Annotated in this window: 14 protein-coding genes; 10 read left to right on the top strand and 4 right to left on the bottom strand. The window is 61.3% G+C overall.

The genetic code is table 11. The features are described 5' to 3' along the window. The first annotated feature begins 2 nt into the window (after positions 1-2). From AACY52_RS03975 to AACY52_RS03995, 5 genes are read left to right on the top strand one after another with little or no spacing between them, the layout of a single operon-like run. Positions 3-950 carry an ABC transporter permease gene (locus AACY52_RS03975; protein WP_339428399.1) on the top strand — a complete coding sequence of 316 codons (948 nt, stop codon included), beginning with the start codon at positions 3-5 and terminating at the stop codon, positions 948-950. Then, entirely contained in the window at positions 947-1,804 is an 858-nt protein-coding gene (locus tag AACY52_RS03980) for an ABC transporter permease (RefSeq protein ID WP_339414832.1), read from the top strand. The genes AACY52_RS03975 and AACY52_RS03980 overlap by 4 nt, the downstream gene beginning before the upstream one ends. Next, entirely contained in the window at positions 1,801-2,757 is a 957-nt protein-coding gene (locus tag AACY52_RS03985; RefSeq protein ID WP_339414831.1) for an ABC transporter ATP-binding protein, read from the top strand. Before AACY52_RS03980 ends, AACY52_RS03985 begins: the two co-directional genes overlap by 4 nt. After that, complete coding sequence (locus AACY52_RS03990; RefSeq protein ID WP_339414830.1) at positions 2,754-3,725, top strand: ABC transporter ATP-binding protein; 972 nt, start codon at positions 2,754-2,756, stop codon at positions 3,723-3,725. Before AACY52_RS03985 ends, AACY52_RS03990 begins: the two co-directional genes overlap by 4 nt. A gap of 35 nt (positions 3,726-3,760) precedes the next feature. Beyond that, positions 3,761-5,275, top strand: coding sequence for an ABC transporter substrate-binding protein (locus AACY52_RS03995; RefSeq protein ID WP_339414829.1), 1,515 nt, complete (start codon positions 3,761-3,763; stop codon positions 5,273-5,275). 75 nt (positions 5,276-5,350) lie between these two features. Here the strand turns inward: AACY52_RS03995 and AACY52_RS04000 are convergent, their stop codons facing one another. The 4 genes from AACY52_RS04000 to AACY52_RS04015 form a co-directional block, all read right to left on the bottom strand. Further along, the gene (locus AACY52_RS04000; protein WP_339437161.1) at positions 5,351-6,091 is read right to left on the bottom strand and encodes a YciK family oxidoreductase; all 741 of its coding nucleotides are present in this window, start codon (positions 6,089-6,091) and stop codon (positions 5,351-5,353) included. Between the two features lie 95 nt (positions 6,092-6,186). Then, positions 6,187-6,858 carry an N-acetylmuramic acid 6-phosphate phosphatase MupP gene (mupP, locus tag AACY52_RS04005; RefSeq protein ID WP_339414827.1) on the bottom strand — a complete coding sequence of 224 codons (672 nt, stop codon included), beginning with the start codon at positions 6,856-6,858 and terminating at the stop codon, positions 6,187-6,189. 4 nt (positions 6,859-6,862) lie between these two features. Then, a complete protein-coding gene (ubiG, locus tag AACY52_RS04010) occupies positions 6,863-7,561 on the bottom strand; it encodes a bifunctional 2-polyprenyl-6-hydroxyphenol methylase/3-demethylubiquinol 3-O-methyltransferase UbiG (protein WP_017734479.1) in 699 nt (232 codons plus the stop codon). A 64-nt stretch (positions 7,562-7,625) separates the two neighbouring features. Beyond that, entirely contained in the window at positions 7,626-8,957 is a 1,332-nt protein-coding gene (locus AACY52_RS04015; protein ID WP_339437162.1) for a TRZ/ATZ family hydrolase, read from the bottom strand. Positions 8,958-9,065: 108 nt separating this feature from the next. Between AACY52_RS04015 and mtnA the strand changes: the two genes are divergently transcribed. The 5 genes from mtnA to hisC all read left to right on the top strand — a co-directional run bounded on the left by mtnA (position 9,066) and on the right by hisC (position 16,769). Continuing rightward, on the top strand, positions 9,066-10,142 hold the full coding sequence (mtnA, locus tag AACY52_RS04020) for an S-methyl-5-thioribose-1-phosphate isomerase (protein WP_339497163.1): 1,077 nt from the start codon (positions 9,066-9,068) through the stop codon (positions 10,140-10,142). A 424-nt stretch (positions 10,143-10,566) separates the two neighbouring features. Next, positions 10,567-13,236, top strand: coding sequence for a DNA gyrase subunit A (gene gyrA, locus AACY52_RS04025; protein ID WP_339414824.1), 2,670 nt, complete (start codon positions 10,567-10,569; stop codon positions 13,234-13,236). Between the two features lie 231 nt (positions 13,237-13,467). Further along, complete coding sequence (gene serC, locus AACY52_RS04030) at positions 13,468-14,553, top strand: 3-phosphoserine/phosphohydroxythreonine transaminase (protein ID WP_339414823.1); 1,086 nt, start codon at positions 13,468-13,470, stop codon at positions 14,551-14,553. Next, positions 14,553-15,647 (top strand): prephenate dehydratase, encoded by a 1,095-nt coding sequence (gene pheA, locus AACY52_RS04035; protein ID WP_053132458.1) that lies wholly within the window; start codon positions 14,553-14,555, stop codon positions 15,645-15,647. The genes serC and pheA overlap by 1 nt, the downstream gene beginning before the upstream one ends. 9 nt (positions 15,648-15,656) lie before the next feature. Further along, on the top strand, positions 15,657-16,769 hold the full coding sequence (gene hisC, locus AACY52_RS04040) for a histidinol-phosphate transaminase (RefSeq protein ID WP_339560270.1): 1,113 nt from the start codon (positions 15,657-15,659) through the stop codon (positions 16,767-16,769). The last annotated feature ends 15 nt before the right edge of the window (positions 16,770-16,784 follow it).

Here is a 16,784-nt window from a genome sequence, read left to right on the forward strand (position 1 = left end):
GGATGAACCTGGCACGTTATCGTTTTGTGCTGTCCCGGCCGCTGCAATTGCTGCCGGTGCTGTTTGGCATCAGCCTGATCACCTTTGTGCTGGTGCGCTCGATCCCCGGCGACCCGGCGCGCGCGCTGCTGGGTTCGCGCAGCACGCCCGACGCCTTGCTGAAAATCCGCGCCCAGTTCGGCCTCGACCAACCTGTGTGGCTGCAATATTTCTACTTCCTGAAAAACCTGCTCAAGGGCGACCTCGGTCAATCGCTGCTGTACAAGGTCGACGCGCTCAAGCTGATCGTCACGCGCATCGAGCCGACGCTGGTGCTGGTGCTCGGCAGCGTGGTGCTGGCGCTGCTGATCGCGGTGCCGCTGGCCACCGTGGCCGCGCGTAACAAAGGTGGCTGGGCGGATAAGCTGATCCGCGTGTTCACGACGGTCGGCCTGGGCATGCCGGCGTTCTGGCTGGGCTTGATGTTGATCTTGTTGCTGAGTGTGCAGTGGGGGCTGTTTCCTGTATCGGGTTACGGGCGGACCTGGCTGGACAAGGCGCACCACATGGTTCTGCCGTGCCTGACGATCGCCCTGGCCCTGTCGGCGGTGCTGGTGCGCAACCTGCGGGCGAGCATGTTGATGGAGTTGCAAGCCGACCACGTCACCGCCGCCCGGGCGCGCGGGTTGTCGGAAGCTGCGGTGTTTCGCCGCCATGTGCTGCCCAATTCGCTGGTACCGGCCGTCAACCTGCTGGCGGTGAATATCGGTTGGTTGATCAGCGGCACGGTGGTGATCGAAAGCCTGTTTGCCATCCCCGGCATCGGCCAGTTGCTGGTGCGCGGGATCTTCACGCGCGACTACATGGTCGTGCAGGGCGTGGCCATGGTGCTGGCGTGCGCGACCGTGGTGGTCAACTTCCTGGCTGACGTGGCCACTGTCGCCCTCGACCCACGGGTGAAGATGCAATGAGCACTCGCCCCTTGATTGCGCCATGGCGTTTGCGTCTGCGGTTTGGTTTTCGCAACGGCCGGCTGACCGCTGCCTGGGGTTTGTTGATTCTGCTGCTGTGGTTGGCGCTGGCGCTGTTTGCGCCGTGGATCGCGCCTTATGACCCGATTGCGCAAAACACGGACTTCAGTTTGCTCGGCCCAAACCTTGCCCATCCATTCGGCACGGACAACTATGGTCGAGACATTCTTTCGAGGGTGATCTGGGGCGCGCGCATCGATTTGCAACTGGCGATCGTTGGGGTGATCTTCCCGTTCCTGATCGGCACCTTTGTCGGCGCGGTTTCAGGCTATATCGGTGGGCGTTTCGACAGCTTCTGCATGCGCCTGATCGATGTGATTCTGGCATTCCCCTTCCTGGTGCTGATGCTGGCAATCATGGCCATCCTCGGTCCGGGCTTGAAGAGCTTCTATATCGCCATGGCGCTGGTGGGTTGGGTGTCTTACGCGCGGCTGATCCGCTCGCAGATCCTGGTGCTCAAGGAGAGCGACTTCGCCCTGGCCGCCAAGAGCCTGGGCTTTGGTCACGGGCGGATTCTGTTCCGGCATCTGCTGCCGAATGCGATGTTCGGCTCGATTGTGTTTTCCATGTCTGACGCGGTGCTGGTACTGCTTAATGGCGCCGCTGTGAGCTACCTGGGCCTGGGCGTTCAACCGCCGACCGCCGAATGGGGAACGATGGTGGCCGAGGGGCAAGCCTTTATCACAACCGCTTGGTGGATCTGCACCTTTCCGGGGCTGGCCATCGTGACGCTGGCCATGGGCTTCAGCTTGCTGGCTGATGGCGTGGCGCAAGTGCTGGGGGATCGCTCATGAGCCTGCTGCAAGTACGCGACCTCAGCGTGATTGCCAACAATACCGGGCGTGATGTAACCCTGGTCGACCGTGTGTCCTTCGACCTGGCTGAAGGTGAAATCCTCGGCCTGGTCGGGGAGAGTGGCTCAGGCAAGACCATGGCGTGTCGCGGCCTGATGCGCCTGTTGCCGTCGCCTGCGCTGCGCGTGCAAGGTGGCGCGGTTCGGTTGGCCGGCCAGGATCTGCTGCCACTCGATGACGCCGGCATGCGTGCCGTGCGCGGCGGCCAACTGGGCATGATCTTCCAGAACCCCAGCAGCCACCTCGACCCGCTGATGCGTATCGGCGAGCAGATTGCCGAGGGCATTCGCCTGCACCAAGGCGTGTCGAAAAAAGACGCGCGGCTGCAAGCCATCGAGGTGTTGCGCCAGGTTGGCATCCCCGATCCCCAAGCGCGGGTCGACAACTACCCCCACGAGTTTTCCGGCGGCATGCGCCAGCGCGCGATGATCGCGGTGGCGCTGGGCTGCAACCCGAAAGTGCTGATTGCCGACGAGCCGACCACGGCCCTGGATGTAACGGTGCAGGCGCAAATCCTGCGGTTGCTGCTGGAGCTGCGTGATAAACGCGGTCTGTCGATCATCATGATCACTCACGACCTCGGCGTGGTTGCGCAAACCTGCGACGCCATCGCCGTGATGTACGCCGGGCGCCTGTGCGAACACGGCAGCAAATACGAACTGCTGGCGCATCCGCAACACCCGTACACCGCTGGCCTGATCGACTGCCAGCCCGCCCACAGCAGCGGCCACGCCTTGCTGCGCACGATTCCCGGGCAGCCGCCGTTGCTGGACGCCTTGCCCGCCGGCTGCCGGTTCAACCCGCGTTGCCCGCAGGTCGGCGCCTTGTGCACCGAGGTGCTGCCGGAAGGCGCGCGAGTCGCCTGTCATTACCCTTTGGGAGCGCACCCATGAGCCTGTTGCAGATCAAGGACCTTGAGGTGAAGTTTGCCGCGTCCGGCACGGGGTTGTTCGGCCTGAACAAGCAGTGGGTGAGGGCGGTGAACGGCGTGTCGCTGGACCTGGCGGCGGGTGAAACCCTGGGGTTGGTCGGTGAGTCCGGCAGCGGCAAGAGCACCTTGGGCCGGGCGGTGTTGCACCTCAACCCGATCAGCGCCGGACAGGTGTTGTTTGACGGCATCGACATGGCCCACGGCAGCGCCATCGATATCACTCGCCTGCGCCATGAAACCGCGATGATCTTCCAGGACCCGTACGCCGCACTGAATCCACGCCACACCATCGGTGAAACCATCGCCGAAGTGTTGCGCGTGCAGCGCAAGGTGGCGCCGGATCAGATCCCCGCTCGCGTCAACGAGCTGCTCGACCTGGTCGGGCTGCGCCCCGAACTCGCCAGCCGCAGACCCGGCTCCCTCAGTGGCGGCCAATGCCAGCGCGTCGGCATTGCCCGGGCATTGGCGGTAGAGCCACGGCTGATCATCGCCGATGAATGCGTGGCGGCGCTGGACGTGTCGATCCAGGGCCAGATCATCAACCTGCTGCTGGAACTGCAACAGCGTATGAACCTGGCGATCCTGTTTATCGCCCATGACCTGGCCATCGTGCGGCGCCTGTGCAACCGCGTGGCGGTGATGTACCTGGGCAAGATTGTCGAGGAAGGACCGGTGGAAGCGGTCTTCACTTCGCCACGGCATCCTTACACGGCGGCCTTGATCCAGGCGATTCCAGAGATTGATCCGCATCGGCCGTTGCCTACGGAGCCCTTGCCGGGTGAGCCACCCAGCCCGCTGAATTTGCCTACCGGTTGCGCCTTTCACCCGCGTTGCCGGCACGCTCGAGCCATGTGTTCCGAGGTGTTGCCGCCAACGCATTTCCTGCACGAGCATCGATACAGTTGCGTGCTTGAAGAACCTTTGCTTTGACCCTTACCTGCCATTCATTAACAAGGAGTTGTGATATGCAAACGCGCCACTTGAAGTTGCTCGCCGCCGCTACGTTGACCGCTTGGTCCCTGACTGCTGGGTTGGCACACGCCGCCGGCGTCCTGACCATCGGCTGCCGCGAGGACAGCACCACGTTCGACCCGATCAAAAGCGCGCAAAACCGCGACACGTGGGTATTCGCCAACGTCTACGACACCCTGGTGCGCGTCGATAACCTGGGCACCAAGATGGAGCCGGGGTTGGCAGAAAGCTGGGATATTTCCAAGGATGGCCTGACCTACACCTTCAAGCTGCGCGACGCGAAGTTCTCGGATGGCTCGCCGATTACCGCTGAGGATGCGGCGTTCAGCCTGTTGCGTATCCGCGACAACAAAGCCTCGCTGTGGGCTGATCCGTTCAACTTGATCAACACCGCCAAGGCGGCCGATCCGAAAACCCTGGTGGTCACCCTCAAGACGCCGGCTGTCGCTTTTCTCTCGCAACTGGCGTCGCCGACGGTGTCGATCCTGTCGGAAAAGGCCATGACCAAAATGGGTGAAGACGCCTACTCGGAAAACCCGGTGACGTCCGGCGCGTTTACCGTAGACGAGTGGCGCAAGGGTGATCGCGTCATCCTGAAAAAGAACCCGAACTTCTGGCAGGCCAAGAACGTCAGCCTCGATGGCGTGGAGTGGGTCTCCGTCACCGACGACAATACACGCATGCGCATGGTGCAGAACGACGAGCTGGACACAGCGATCTTCGTACCGTTCTCGCGGGTTGAAGAGCTGAAGAAAGACAAGAACGTGGTGATCCACTCCGACCCGTCCACCCGCGAAGATCACCTGTTGATCAACCACGCTCACGGCCTGCTGGCCAAGCAGGAAGTACGCGAGGCGCTGGACATGGCCATTGATAAACAATCGCTGGTGAAAGCCGCCACTTACGGTCAAGGCACCGTGGCCTATTCATACATCCCGAAGGGCTCGCTGTTCCACTACGCCAACAACTTGCAACGCCCGTATGACCCGACGGCCGCCAAGAAGCTGCTGGAGGCTGCGGGTGCCAAGGACTTGAAGCTTAACTACGTGGTCAACGCTGGCAACGAAGCCGACGAGCAGATTGCGGTGATCATCAAGGACCAGCTGGCCAAGGTCGGCGTGACCGCCAACCTGCAAAAGGTCGACCCGACCCAAAGCTGGCAGATGCTGGTGGACGGGGAATACGATATTTCGGTGATGTACTGGACCAACGACATCCTCGACCCGGACCAGAAGACCACCTTCGTACTGGGCCATGACACCAACCAGAACTACATGACCCGTTACAAGAACGACAAGGTCAAGGAGTTGGTGGCGGCCGCGCGGATCGAGGCCGACCCGGCCAAGCGTGAGCAGATGTATGTCGAACTGCAGAAACTGGCGAAACAGGACGTGAACTGGATCGACTTGTACTACAGCCCGTACATCAACATCTCACGCAAAAATGTGAGCAACTTCCTGCAAAACCCGCTGGGCCGCTTCACTCTCGAAGAGGTGGTGAAAAACTAAAGAGCGCTGCAATACCAATGTGGGAGCGGCGGTCGCACCGCCGCTCCCACATTTGGTTCTGTGTTGTGTCAGATATTATTGCGCGTCAAACGCCTGCCCATTGATCCCCGCACTGTCCGGCCCCATCAGGTACAAATACACCGGCATGATCTCTTCCGGCGCAGGCCGTTCCAACGGGTTTTCCCCCGGATACGCCTGGGCCCGCATGCTGGTGCGCGTACCGCCCGGGTTGATGCTGTTAGCGCGTACCGCCGCCACGTCTTCGAGCTCGTCGGCCAAGGTCTGCATCAGGCCCTCAGTGGCAAACTTCGACACACCGTAAGCCCCCCAATACGCCCGGCCTTTACGCCCGACGCTGCTGGAGGTGAACACCACCGACGCATCCTGGGACAGCTTCAGCAGCGGCAGTAGGGTGCTGGTCAGCATGAACATCGCGTTGACGTTCACGTGCATCACGCGCATGAAATTCTCACCGGACAACTGCTCGATCGGCGTGCGTGGGCCGATGATCGACGCGTTGTGCAGCAGGCCGTCGAGGTGGCCGAATTCGTTCTCGATCATCGCGGCCAGCTCATCGTATTGATGGGGCAGGGCAGTCTCCAGGTTGAACGGAATCACCACCGGTTGCGGGTGGCCCGCGGCTTCGATTTCGTCGTAGACCTGGGCCAGGTTGGCCTCGGTCTTGCCCAGCAGCAGCACGGTCGCGCCATGGGCGGCGTAGGTTTTTGCCGCCGCCGCGCCAATCCCGCGACCGGCACCGGTCACCAGGATTATCCGGCCTTTGAGCAGTTCTGGACGTGCGGAGTAATCAAACATAAATAGCCTCGACAGAATTCAAGGTGATACAGCTCTCAATGTGGAATCCAATTCCTGTGGGAGCTGGCTTCAGTGTTTGCAGGGGCGGCAAACAATCAGCAACTGCACAGCGCGTTATCCAGCACCTTGCGCAGCTCCAGCGGGTGATCCACCACGACATCGGCGCCCCAATGACGCGGGTTGTCGTCCGGGTGGATGTAGCCGTAAGTGACCGCCGCCGTGCGGGTGCCGGCATCACGGCCGGATTCGATATCGCGCAGGTCATCGCCCACGAACAACACGCTGGCCGGGTCCAGGCCGAGCATCTTGCACGCCAGGATCATCGGCTCCGGGTCCGGCTTGCTGTGTTTCACATGGTCCGGGCAGATCAGCAGGGCCGAACGCTCGGCCAGGCCCAGTTGCTGCATGATCGGCTCGGCAAAGCGCAGCGGCTTGTTGGTGACCACGCCCCAGATCAGATGGGCCTTCTCAATGTCTTCGAGCAACTCGGCCATGCCATCGAACAGTTTGCTATGGATCGCGCAGCCCTTGACGTAGCGATCGAGGAACTCCAAGCGCAATTCTTCAAAACCTGGGGATTCCGGGTCCATGGAAAAGGTCACGGCGACCATCGCTCGCGCACCGCCGGAGATTTCATCGCGGATGTGCTGGTCGTTGATCGGCGCCAGGCCGCGGTCGGCGCGCATGGCCTGGCAGATGGCGATAAAGTCCGGCGCAGTGTCCAGCAAGGTACCGTCCATATCGAAGAGAACCGCTCGCAACTTCACAGGCTTACTCCTCGCGCAGGGTCTGGATCATGTAGTTGACGTCCACGTCGCTGGCCAGCTTGTAGTGCTTGGTCAGCGGGTTGTAGGTCAGGCCGATGATGTCCTTGACGGTCAGCCCGGCCTGGCGGCTCCAGGCACCCAGCTCGGACGGGCGGATGAATTTCTTGAAGTCATGGGTGCCCCGCGGCAGCAGCTTCATGATGTATTCCGCGCCGATGATCGCGAACAGGTAGGCCTTGGGGTTGCGGTTGATGGTGGAGAAAAACACCTGGCCGCCTGGCTTGACCATACGGAAGCACGCGCGGATCACCGAGGACGGGTCCGGCACGTGCTCGAGCATCTCGAGACAGGTGACCACGTCGAACTGCTCGGGCATTTCTTCGGCCAGGTCTTCGGCGGTGATCTGACGGTATTCGACGTTGACGCCGGATTCCAGCTGGTGCAGCTGGGCCACGGCCAATGGGGCTTCGCCCATGTCGATGCCCATCACGGTCGCGCCGCGCTGCGCCATGGCTTCGCTGAGGATGCCGCCGCCGCAACCTACATCCAGAACCTTCTTGCCGGCCAGGTTGACGCGCTCGTCAATCCAGTTGACGCGCAGCGGGTTGATGTCGTGCAGGGGTTTGAACTCGCTCTCGCGGTCCCACCAGCGGTGAGCCAGGGCTTCGAATTTGGCGATTTCGGCGTGGTCGACGTTGCTCATGGTGAATCCTCTAAATCTGATAAATCGGTTGGCCGTTTCTGAACGTCAGGGTTCAAAACCGGCGTTATTCGCTGTGCCCGCTGATGCGTTGGCCCCAGGCAATGGCCGTGGCGGTCAATTGTTGTTCATCCATGCAGGTCAATTGCCGGTCGTCGAGCAACTGCTTGCCGGCGACCCAAAGGTGTTTCACACAATCGCGTCCGGTGGCATATATAAGTTGTGAGACCGGATCGTAGATCGGTTGTTGCGTCAGCCCCGACAGATCGAAGGCGACCATATCCGCCGCCTTGCCCACTTCCAGCGAGCCAATCTCGCTTTCCAGGCCCATGGCCCGCGCGCCATTGAGCGTCGCCATGCGCAGGGCACGGTGGGCATCCAGCGCGGTGGCTGAACCGGCGACGGCCTTGGCCAGCATCGCGGCGGTGCGGGTTTCGCCCAGCAGGTCGAGGTCATTGTTGCTGGCGGCGCCATCGGTGCCGATGGCCACATTGACGCCAGCCTGCCATAACCGCTCCACCGGGCAAAAGCCGCTGGCCAGTTTCAGGTTCGATTCCGGGCAATGGATGACGCTGGTGTTGCTTTCTACCAGCAAAGCCAAGTCGTCCTCGCTGATTTGGGTCATATGAACGGCCTGGAAGCGCGGGCCCAGCAGGCCGAGTCGACCCAGGCGTGCCAGGGGGCGCTCGCCGGTCTGCTCAACCGCTTGCTGCACTTCAAAGGCGGTTTCGTGAACATGCATATGAATCGCTGCATCCAGCTCCTCGGCGATTACCCGGATTTTTTCCAGGTTGTCGTCGCACACCGTGTAGGGCGCGTGCGGGCCGAAGGTGATTTTGATGCGCGGGTGGTGCTTGAGGTCGCCGAACAGCTCGACACCCTGGCGGATCGCCTCATCGGCGGTGCTGGCGCCGGGGATCGGGAAGTCGAGGATCGGAATCGCGATCTGCGCGCGCATGCCGCTGTTGTGCACGCAGTCACTGGCGACCTTGGGGTAGAAGTACATGTCGGAAAAGCAGGTAATGCCACCTTTGAGCTGTTCGGCGATGGCCAGGTCGGTGCCATCACGTACGAAGGCTTCATCGACCCACTTGGCTTCGGCGGGCCAGATGTGTTTTTCCAGCCAGGTCATCAGTGGCAAATCGTCGGCCAGGCCGCGAAACAGGCTCATCGCCGCATGCCCGTGGGCGTTGATCAGGCCGGGGCTGAGCAGCATGCCCGGCAGTTCGCGCACCTCAACGGCCGAAAGCTTCAAGGCCGCGGCCCGTGGCCCGATAAAGGCAATGCGCCCATCGCGGATGCCCAGACCATGCTCCTTGAACACCACGCCGGCAGGTTCGACAGGTACCAGCCAGGTTGGCAGCAACAACAAGTCGAGCGGGGCGGCAGTGGCGGTCATCGCAGGCTTCTTCCCAGGCAGCTATAAAAGAAGGGCGAAGTATACCCGAGCGTCCTGGCTGGCGGATCGCTATAATCGGCGGCTTTGTTCATGAGTGCGGAGTAAGGGATGCGCGATCGACTGTTGGCAGCGGAGAAAGTGAAGGCCATCAATTGGCGTGATGGCGCGCTGTACCTGCTCGACCAGCGTGCCTTGCCGTCCCGGGAAAGCTGGGTGGCCTGCGTTACGGTCGATGAGGTGGCTGCAGCCATTCGTTCGATGGTGGTACGCGGTGCGCCGGCTATTGGTATCAGTGCTGCGTATGGCTTGGTGCTGGCGGCCCGCGAGCGGATCGCCGAAGGCGGTGATTGGCAGGCCGCATGGGAAGAAGACTACGCATTGTTAGCCGATACCCGATCGACCGCGTCGAATCTGTTCTGGGCACTGAAGCGCATGCGCGACCGCCTGGACCGCGTCAAGAAGCACGCCGATCCGCTGGCGGTGCTGGAAGCCGAGGCGATTGCGATCCACGAAAGCGACCGCGAAGCCAACCTGACCATGGCCCAACTGGGCGTTGAGCTGATCCGCAAGCACCAGGGCAATGCCCAGGCAATCCTCACCCATGGCAACGCTGGCGCCCTGGCGACCGGTGGTGTCGGTACGGCCCTTGGCGTGATTCGTGCGGCCTATCTGGAAGGCATGGTCGAACAGGTTTACGCCAATGAAACCCGGCCCTGGCTGCAAGGCTCGCGCCTGACCGCCTGGGAACTGGCGGGCGAGGGCATCCCGGTGACGGTGAATGCCGACTCGGCCGGTGCACATATCCTGAAGACCAAAGGCGTGACATGGGTAATCGTCGGTGCCGACTGCATCGCCGCCAATGGTGATGTGATCGGCAAGATCGGCACCTACCAGCTGGCGGTGTGCGCGATGCATCATGGCGTGCGTTTTATGGTGGTGGCGCCGAGTTCGACGCTGGACAGGATGATGGCCACTGGCGATGACGTTGCGCTGGAAGAGCGTGATGCGGGTGAGCTGCTGGAAGTTGCGGGCCAGCGTTTCGCGGCCGATGTGACAGCTTATAACCCGGTGTTTGATGTGACGCCGGCTGATCTGATCGATGTGATCGTGACCGAGAAAGGCGTCGTTGAGCGGCCGGATACGGCCAAATTGGCCAGGTTGATGTGCCGTAAGCGGTTGCATTGAGGGCTTTGGCGCCTGTCCGATTGCTATCGCAGGCAAGCCAGCTCCCACCTTGGATAATGGTCACAGATCTACGTGTGGGAGCTGGCTTGCCTGCGATTGGCCATTTAAGTCAATAAAATCCTTGGATCCACGCTCGAAAAATAGCACCACCCCACTTCTGAGCCCCTCTCGTCCCCCTCAAGCCTGTCATCCGTCAACTTACTATGCTCCATGCGCATCAGGGGGATAGGTGCGTGGCGGCGATTGTGATAACATCCGGCGGTTTCCAGGGCTGCCCCAAGGGGTGGCCTATAACGTGCAGATCCGTGTCATAACTCGTTGATTTGTCGTAAGTCGTTGTCAGGCACTCTGCCGGCAGCGGCGAGCTTCGTTCGTCCCATATGGATGTGACGAGGTTTCACCCGAAAAAGGAATCAGGCTTCTCATGGGCGAACTGGCCAAAGAAATCCTCCCGGTCAATATCGAAGACGAGCTGAAACAGTCCTACCTCGACTACGCGATGAGCGTAATTGTCGGTCGGGCACTGCCTGATGCGCGCGATGGCTTGAAGCCCGTGCACCGGCGTGTGCTGTTCGCGATGAGCGAGCTGGGTAACGACTGGAACAAGCCGTACAAGAAATCTGCCCGTGTTGTCGGTGACGTGATCGGTAAGTATCACCCTCACGGCGACACTGCGGTGTACGACACCATCGTTCGGATGGCCCAGCCGTTTTCCCTGCGCTACCTGCTGGTAGACGGCCAGGGTAACTTCGGTTCGGTCGACGGCGACAACGCCGCGGCCATGCGATACACCGAAGTGCGCATGACCAAGCTGGCGCACGAGCTGCTGGCCGACCTGCATAAAGAAACCGTGGACTGGGTGCCGAACTACGACGGCACCGAAATGATCCCGGCGGTCATGCCAACCCGTATTCCCAACCTGCTGGTCAACGGTTCCAGCGGTATTGCCGTGGGCATGGCCACCAATATCCCGCCGCACAACCTCGGTGAAGTCATCGACGGTTGCCTGGCGCTTATCGACAACCCTGAGTTGACCGTCGATGAGCTGATGCAATACATCCCCGGTCCGGACTTCCCGACCGCCGCGATCATTAACGGTCGCGCCGGCATCATCGAAGCCTACCGCACCGGTCGCGGCCGCATTTACATGCGCGCCCGCTCGATGATCGAAGACATCGACAAAGTCGGTGGCCGCCAGCAGATCGTCATCACCGAACTCCCGTACCAGCTGAACAAGGCGCGTCTGATCGAGAAGATCGCCGAGCTGGTCAAAGAGAAGAAGCTTGAAGGCATCACCGAACTGCGCGACGAGTCCGACAAAGACGGTATGCGCGTAGTGATCGAGCTGCGTCGTGGCGAAGTGCCTGAGGTGATCCTCAACAACCTTTACGCCCAGACCCAGCTGCAAAGCGTATTTGGTATCAACGTAGTTGCACTGATCGACGGCCGCCCGCGCATCCTGAACCTCAAGGATCTGCTGGAAGCGTTTGTCCGTCACCGCCGCGAAGTCGTTACCCGCCGTACCGTATTCGAACTGCGCAAGGCCCGCGAGCGCGGCCACATCCTGGAAGGCCAGGCTGTTGCGCTGTCGAACATCGACCCGGTCATCGCCCTGATCAAAGCCTCGCCGACCCCGTCGGAAGCTAAAGAAGCACTGATCAAGATGCCGTGGGAATCCAGCGCCGTAGTGGCGATGGTTGAGCGTGCCGGCGCCGATTCGTGCCGCCCTGAGACCCTGGACCCGCAATACGGTCTGCGCGACGGCAAGTATTTCCTGTCGCCGGAACAGGCCCAGGCCATCCTCGAACTGCGCCTGCATCGCCTGACCGGTCTGGAGCACGAGAAGCTGCTGGCCGAGTACCAGGAGATTCTCAACCAGATCGGCGAGCTGATCCGCATCCTCAACAGCGCCGTGCGCCTGATGGAAGTGATCCGCGAAGAGCTGGAAGTGATCCGCGCCGAATACGGTGATGTGCGCCGCACCGAGATCCTCGATGCGCGCCTCGACCTGACCCTGGGTGACATGATCCCGGAAGAAGAGCGCGTCGTGACCATCTCCCACAGTGGCTACGCCAAAACCCAGCCATTGGCTGCGTACCAGGCCCAGCGTCGTGGTGGTAAAGGTAAGTCGGCTACCGGCGTCAAGGATGAGGACTACATCGCTCACCTGCTGGTCGCCAACAGTCACACCACGCTGTTGCTGTTCTCCAGCAAAGGCAAAGTGTACTGGCTGAAAACCTACGAAATTCCGGAAGCCTCCCGCGCCGCCCGTGGTCGCCCACTGGTCAACCTGCTGCCGCTGGACAGTGATGAATACATCAGCACCATGCTGCCGGTCGAGGAATACACCGAAGGTCACTTCATCTTCATGGCGACCGCCAAGGGCACCGTGAAGAAGACCCCGCTGGAATCCTTCAGCCGTCAACGCAGCGTGGGCCTGATCGCCCTGGAGCTGGATGAAGGCGACGTACTGATCTCCGCGGCCATCACCGATGGTGAGCGTGAAGTCATGCTGTTCTCCGACGGCGGTAAAGTAACGCGCTTCAAGGAATCCGACGTTCGCGCCATGGGCCGTACCGCTCGCGGTGTGCGCGGCATGCGCCTGCCGGAAGGGCAGAAGCTGATTTCGATGCTGATCCCGGAAGAAGGCAGCCAGATCCTCACCGCTTCCGAGCGTGGTTATGGCAAGCGTACCGCTATCAGCGAGTTCCCGGAGTACAAGCGTGGCGGCCAAGGCGTGATTGCCATGGTCAGCAACGACCGCAACGGCCGTCTGGTCGGCGCAGTCCAGGTGCTCGATGGCGAGGAAATCATGCTGATTTCCGACCAGGGCACCCTGGTACGTACCCGTGTGGCTGAAGTGTCGAGCCTGGGCCGTAACACCCAGGGCGTGACCTTGATCAAGCTGGCCAAGGACGAAAAACTGGTCGGCCTGGAGCGTGTCCAGGAACCGTCGGAAGTGGAAGGCGAAGAGCTGGAAGGCGACGAGCTTGAAGGTGAAGGCTTCGATGGCGAGGTGATCGCAGCCGGCGATGACAACGTCGACGAGCCAACCCTCGATGCAGCCGCAGACGAAGAAGAGCCGCAGGAATAAGCGGACACACAGGGGGCGGATGAAGATTCGCCCCCTTGTTGTTTGTCCGGATGGAAATGTTGATACCCAAGCAGATTCCTTGTGGGAGCGGGCTTGCTCGCGAAGGCGGACTGACATTCACTACAAATGTCGGCTGTTAGATCGCTTTCGCGAGCAAGCCCGCTCCCACATTGGATCGGGTGTCGCCTGATATGTTTGCGTGACTACCACCAGATCAGAGTGAGATTGGATGTGAGCAAGAGAGCCTATAACTTCTGTGCCGGTCCCGCGGCGCTTCCTGAAGCAGTCCTGCAGCGTGCGCAGGGTGAACTCCTCGACTGGCATGGAAAAGGCCTCTCCGTGATGGAAATGAGCCATCGCAGCGATGAGTTCGTGTCCATCGCCACCAAGGCCGAGCAGGACCTGCGCGACTTGCTGGGCATCCCATCCGACTACAAAGTGCTGTTCCTGCAAGGCGGCGCCAGCCAGCAATTCGCCCAGATCCCGCTGAACCTGCTGCCGGAAGGCGGCACGGCCGACTATATCGACACCGGTATCTGGGGCCAGAAGGCGATTGAAGAGGCCTCGCGTTACGGTCACGTCAATGTGGCGGGCACCGCCAAGCCCTACGACTACTTCGCGATTCCCGGTCAGAACGAGTGGAAGCTGTCGAAGGACGCTGCCTACGTGCACTACGTGCAGAACGAGACCATCGGCGGCCTGGAGTTCGACTGGGTGCCGGAAGTGGGTGACGTGCCGCTGGTGTGCGACATGTCTTCGGACATCCTCTCGCGCCCGATCGATGTGTCCAAGTACGGCATGATCTACGCCGGCGCGCAGAAGAACATCGGCCCGAGCGGCATCGTGGTCAACATCATCCGCGAAGACCTGCTCGGCCGTGCCCGTTCGCTGTGCCCGACCATGCTCAACTACAAGGTCGCGGCGGATAATGGCTCGATGTACAACACCCCGCCAGCGTTCGCCTGGTACCTGTCGGGCCTGGTTTTCGAATGGCTGAAAGAGCAGGGCGGTGTGGCTGCCATGGGCAAGCGCAACGAAGAGAAGAAGCGCACCCTGTACGACTTCATCGACGCCAGCGGCCTCTACAGCAATCCGATCAACCTCACTGATCGCTCGTGGATGAACGTGCCGTTCCGCCTGGCGGACGACCGTCTGGACAAACCGTTCCTGGCCGGTGCCGACGAGCGCGGCCTGCTGAACCTCAAGGGCCACCGTTCGGTCGGTGGCATGCGCGCCTCCATCTACAACGCTGTCGACATCAACGCGATCAACGCGCTGGTTGCCTACATGGCAGCGTTCGAAAAGGAACACGGCTAATGTCTGAGCAAGAACTCAAGGCCCTGCGTGTACGCATTGACAGCCTGGACGAGAAAGTCCTGGAGCTGATCAGTGAGCGCGCGCGGTGCGCGCAGGAAGTGGCACGGGTGAAAATGGCGTCCCTGGCAGAAGGCGAAGTGCCGGTGTTCTACCGGCCTGAGCGTGAAGCCCAGGTGCTCAAGCGTGTGATGGAGCGCAACAAGGGCCCGTTGGGCAATGAAGAGATGGCGCGGTTGTTCCGTGAAATCATGTCGTCATGCCTGGCGCTGGAGCAACCGCTGAAAGTGGCGTACCTCGGCCCGGAAGGCACCTTCACGCAAGCGGCGGCCATGAAACACTTCGGCCACGCGGTGATCAGCAAGCCGATGGCTGCGATCGACGAAGTGTTCCGTGAAGTGGCGGCCGGTGCGGTGAATTTTGGCGTGGTCCCGGTGGAAAACTCCACCGAAGGCGCGGTCAACCACACCCTGGACAGCTTCCTCGAGCACGACATGGTGATCTGCGGCGAAGTCGAGCTGCGTATCCACCACCATCTGCTGGTGGGCGAGAGCACCAAGACCGACAGTATCAGCCGCATCTATTCTCACGCCCAGTCCCTGGCGCAGTGCCGCAAGTGGCTGGACGCGCATTACCCGAATGTTGAGCGCGTGGCAGTCTCCAGCAACGCCGAAGCCGCCAAGCGGGTCAAGGGTGAGTGGAACTCGGCGGCCATCGCCGGTGATATGGCGGCGGGCCTGTATGGCCTGACGCGCCTGGCCGAAAAAATCGAGGACCGCCCGGACAACTCCACGCGTTTCCTGATGATTGGCAGCCAGGAAGTGCCGCCGACCGGCGACGACAAGACCTCGATCATCGTCTCCATGAGCAACAAGCCCGGCGCGCTGCATGAGCTGCTGGTGCCGTTCCACGACAACGGGATTGACCTGACGCGCATCGAGACTCGTCCTTCGCGCAGCGGTAAATGGACTTACGTGTTCTTTATCGACTTCATCGGCCATCACCGCGACCCACTGGTCAAGGGCGTGCTCGAGAAAATCAGTCAGGAAGCCGTGGCACTCAAGGTGCTGGGCTCTTACCCGAAAGCGGTTTTGTGAGGCGTTAACATGAGTGGCAACTTTCTCGCCCTGGCTCAGCCGGGCGTGCAACAACTGTCGCCTTACGTTCCGGGCAAGCCTGTGGACGAGTTGGCGCGTGAGTTGAATCTGGATCCTTCCAAAATCGTCAAATTGGCGAGTAACGAAAATCCGCTGGGCCCGAGCCCTAACGTGCTCGCGGCGATTCGCGAAGAGCTGGCCGAGCTGACGCGTTATCCCGACGGCAATGGCTTTGCTCTGAAGTCGCTGCTGGCGCAGAAGTGCCGCGTCGAGCTGAACCAGGTGACGTTGGGCAACGGTTCCAATGACATTCTCGAGCTGGTCGGCCGTGCCTACCTGGCGCCGGGCCTGAATGCGGTGTTCAGCGAGCACGCGTTCGCGGTGTATCCAATTGTCACGCAGGCTGTTGGCGCGGATGCGCGCATCATTCCTGCGAAGGACTGGGGCCACGACCTGCCGGCCATGTTGGCGGCCATCGACGCCCAGACCCGCGTGGTGTTTATTGCCAACCCGAACAACCCGACCGGTACCTGGTTTGATGCTCAAGCGCTGAACGACTTCCTGCAAGACGTGCCTGAGCACGTACTGGTGGTGCTGGACGAAGCCTACATCGAATACGCCGAAGGCAGCGACTTGCCGGACGGCCTGGACTTTCTGGCGGCCTACCCGAACCTGCTGGTATCGCGCACGTTCTCCAAGGCCTATGGCCTGGCGTCGTTGCGGGTCGGCTACGGTCTGTCCACTGCGGTGGTTGCCGATGTGCTGAACCGCGTACGCCAACCGTTCAACGTCAACAGCCTCGCGCTGGCCGCGGCCTGTGCGGCGGTTAAGGATACCGAGTACCTGGAAGAGAGCCGTCGCGTCAACGAAAGCGGCATGCTGCAATTGCAGGCAGGCTTTCGTGAGATGGGCCTGGGCTGGATTCCGTCCAAGGGCAACTTCATCTGTGTCGACCTTGGCCAAGTGGCTGCCCCGGTGTTCCAGGGTTTGTTGCGCGAAGGCGTGATCGTGCGTCCGGTGGCCAACTACGGCATGCCGAATCACCTGCGTATCACCATCGGTTTGCCGGCTGAAAACAGCCGCTTCCTGGAAGCGCTGGCCAAGGTTCTGGCCCGTGGTTGATGTCACCGCATTGCA

Source organism: Pseudomonas sp. EA_65y_Pfl1_P113 (assembly GCF_963970525.1).
In the GTDB taxonomy this organism is placed as follows: Bacteria; Pseudomonadota; Gammaproteobacteria; order Pseudomonadales; family Pseudomonadaceae; genus Aquipseudomonas; species Aquipseudomonas tritici.

Bases quoted from the DNA above. Each gene is read 5' to 3' on its own strand.
- AACY52_RS04000 (WP_339437161.1), bottom strand. From the start codon at position 6,091: ATGTTTGATTACTCCGCACGTCCAGAACTGCTCAAAGGCCGGATAATC.
- AACY52_RS03975 (WP_339428399.1), top strand. From the start codon at position 3: ATGAACCTGGCACGTTATCGTTTTGTGCTGTCCCGGCCGCTGCAATTG.
- AACY52_RS03990 (WP_339414830.1), top strand. From the start codon at position 2,754: ATGAGCCTGTTGCAGATCAAGGACCTTGAGGTGAAGTTTGCCGCGTCC.
- AACY52_RS03980 (WP_339414832.1), top strand. From the start codon at position 947: ATGAGCACTCGCCCCTTGATTGCGCCATGGCGTTTGCGTCTGCGGTTT.
- mtnA (WP_339497163.1), top strand. From the start codon at position 9,066: ATGCGCGATCGACTGTTGGCAGCGGAGAAAGTGAAGGCCATCAATTGG.
- AACY52_RS04015 (WP_339437162.1), bottom strand. From the start codon at position 8,957: ATGACCGCCACTGCCGCCCCGCTCGACTTGTTGTTGCTGCCAACCTGG.
- hisC (WP_339560270.1), top strand. From the start codon at position 15,657: ATGAGTGGCAACTTTCTCGCCCTGGCTCAGCCGGGCGTGCAACAACTG.
- AACY52_RS03985 (WP_339414831.1), top strand. From the start codon at position 1,801: ATGAGCCTGCTGCAAGTACGCGACCTCAGCGTGATTGCCAACAATACC.
- pheA (WP_053132458.1), top strand. From the start codon at position 14,553: ATGTCTGAGCAAGAACTCAAGGCCCTGCGTGTACGCATTGACAGCCTG.
- AACY52_RS03995 (WP_339414829.1), top strand. From the start codon at position 3,761: ATGCAAACGCGCCACTTGAAGTTGCTCGCCGCCGCTACGTTGACCGCT.
- ubiG (WP_017734479.1), bottom strand. From the start codon at position 7,561: ATGAGCAACGTCGACCACGCCGAAATCGCCAAATTCGAAGCCCTGGCT.
- gyrA (WP_339414824.1), top strand. From the start codon at position 10,567: ATGGGCGAACTGGCCAAAGAAATCCTCCCGGTCAATATCGAAGACGAG.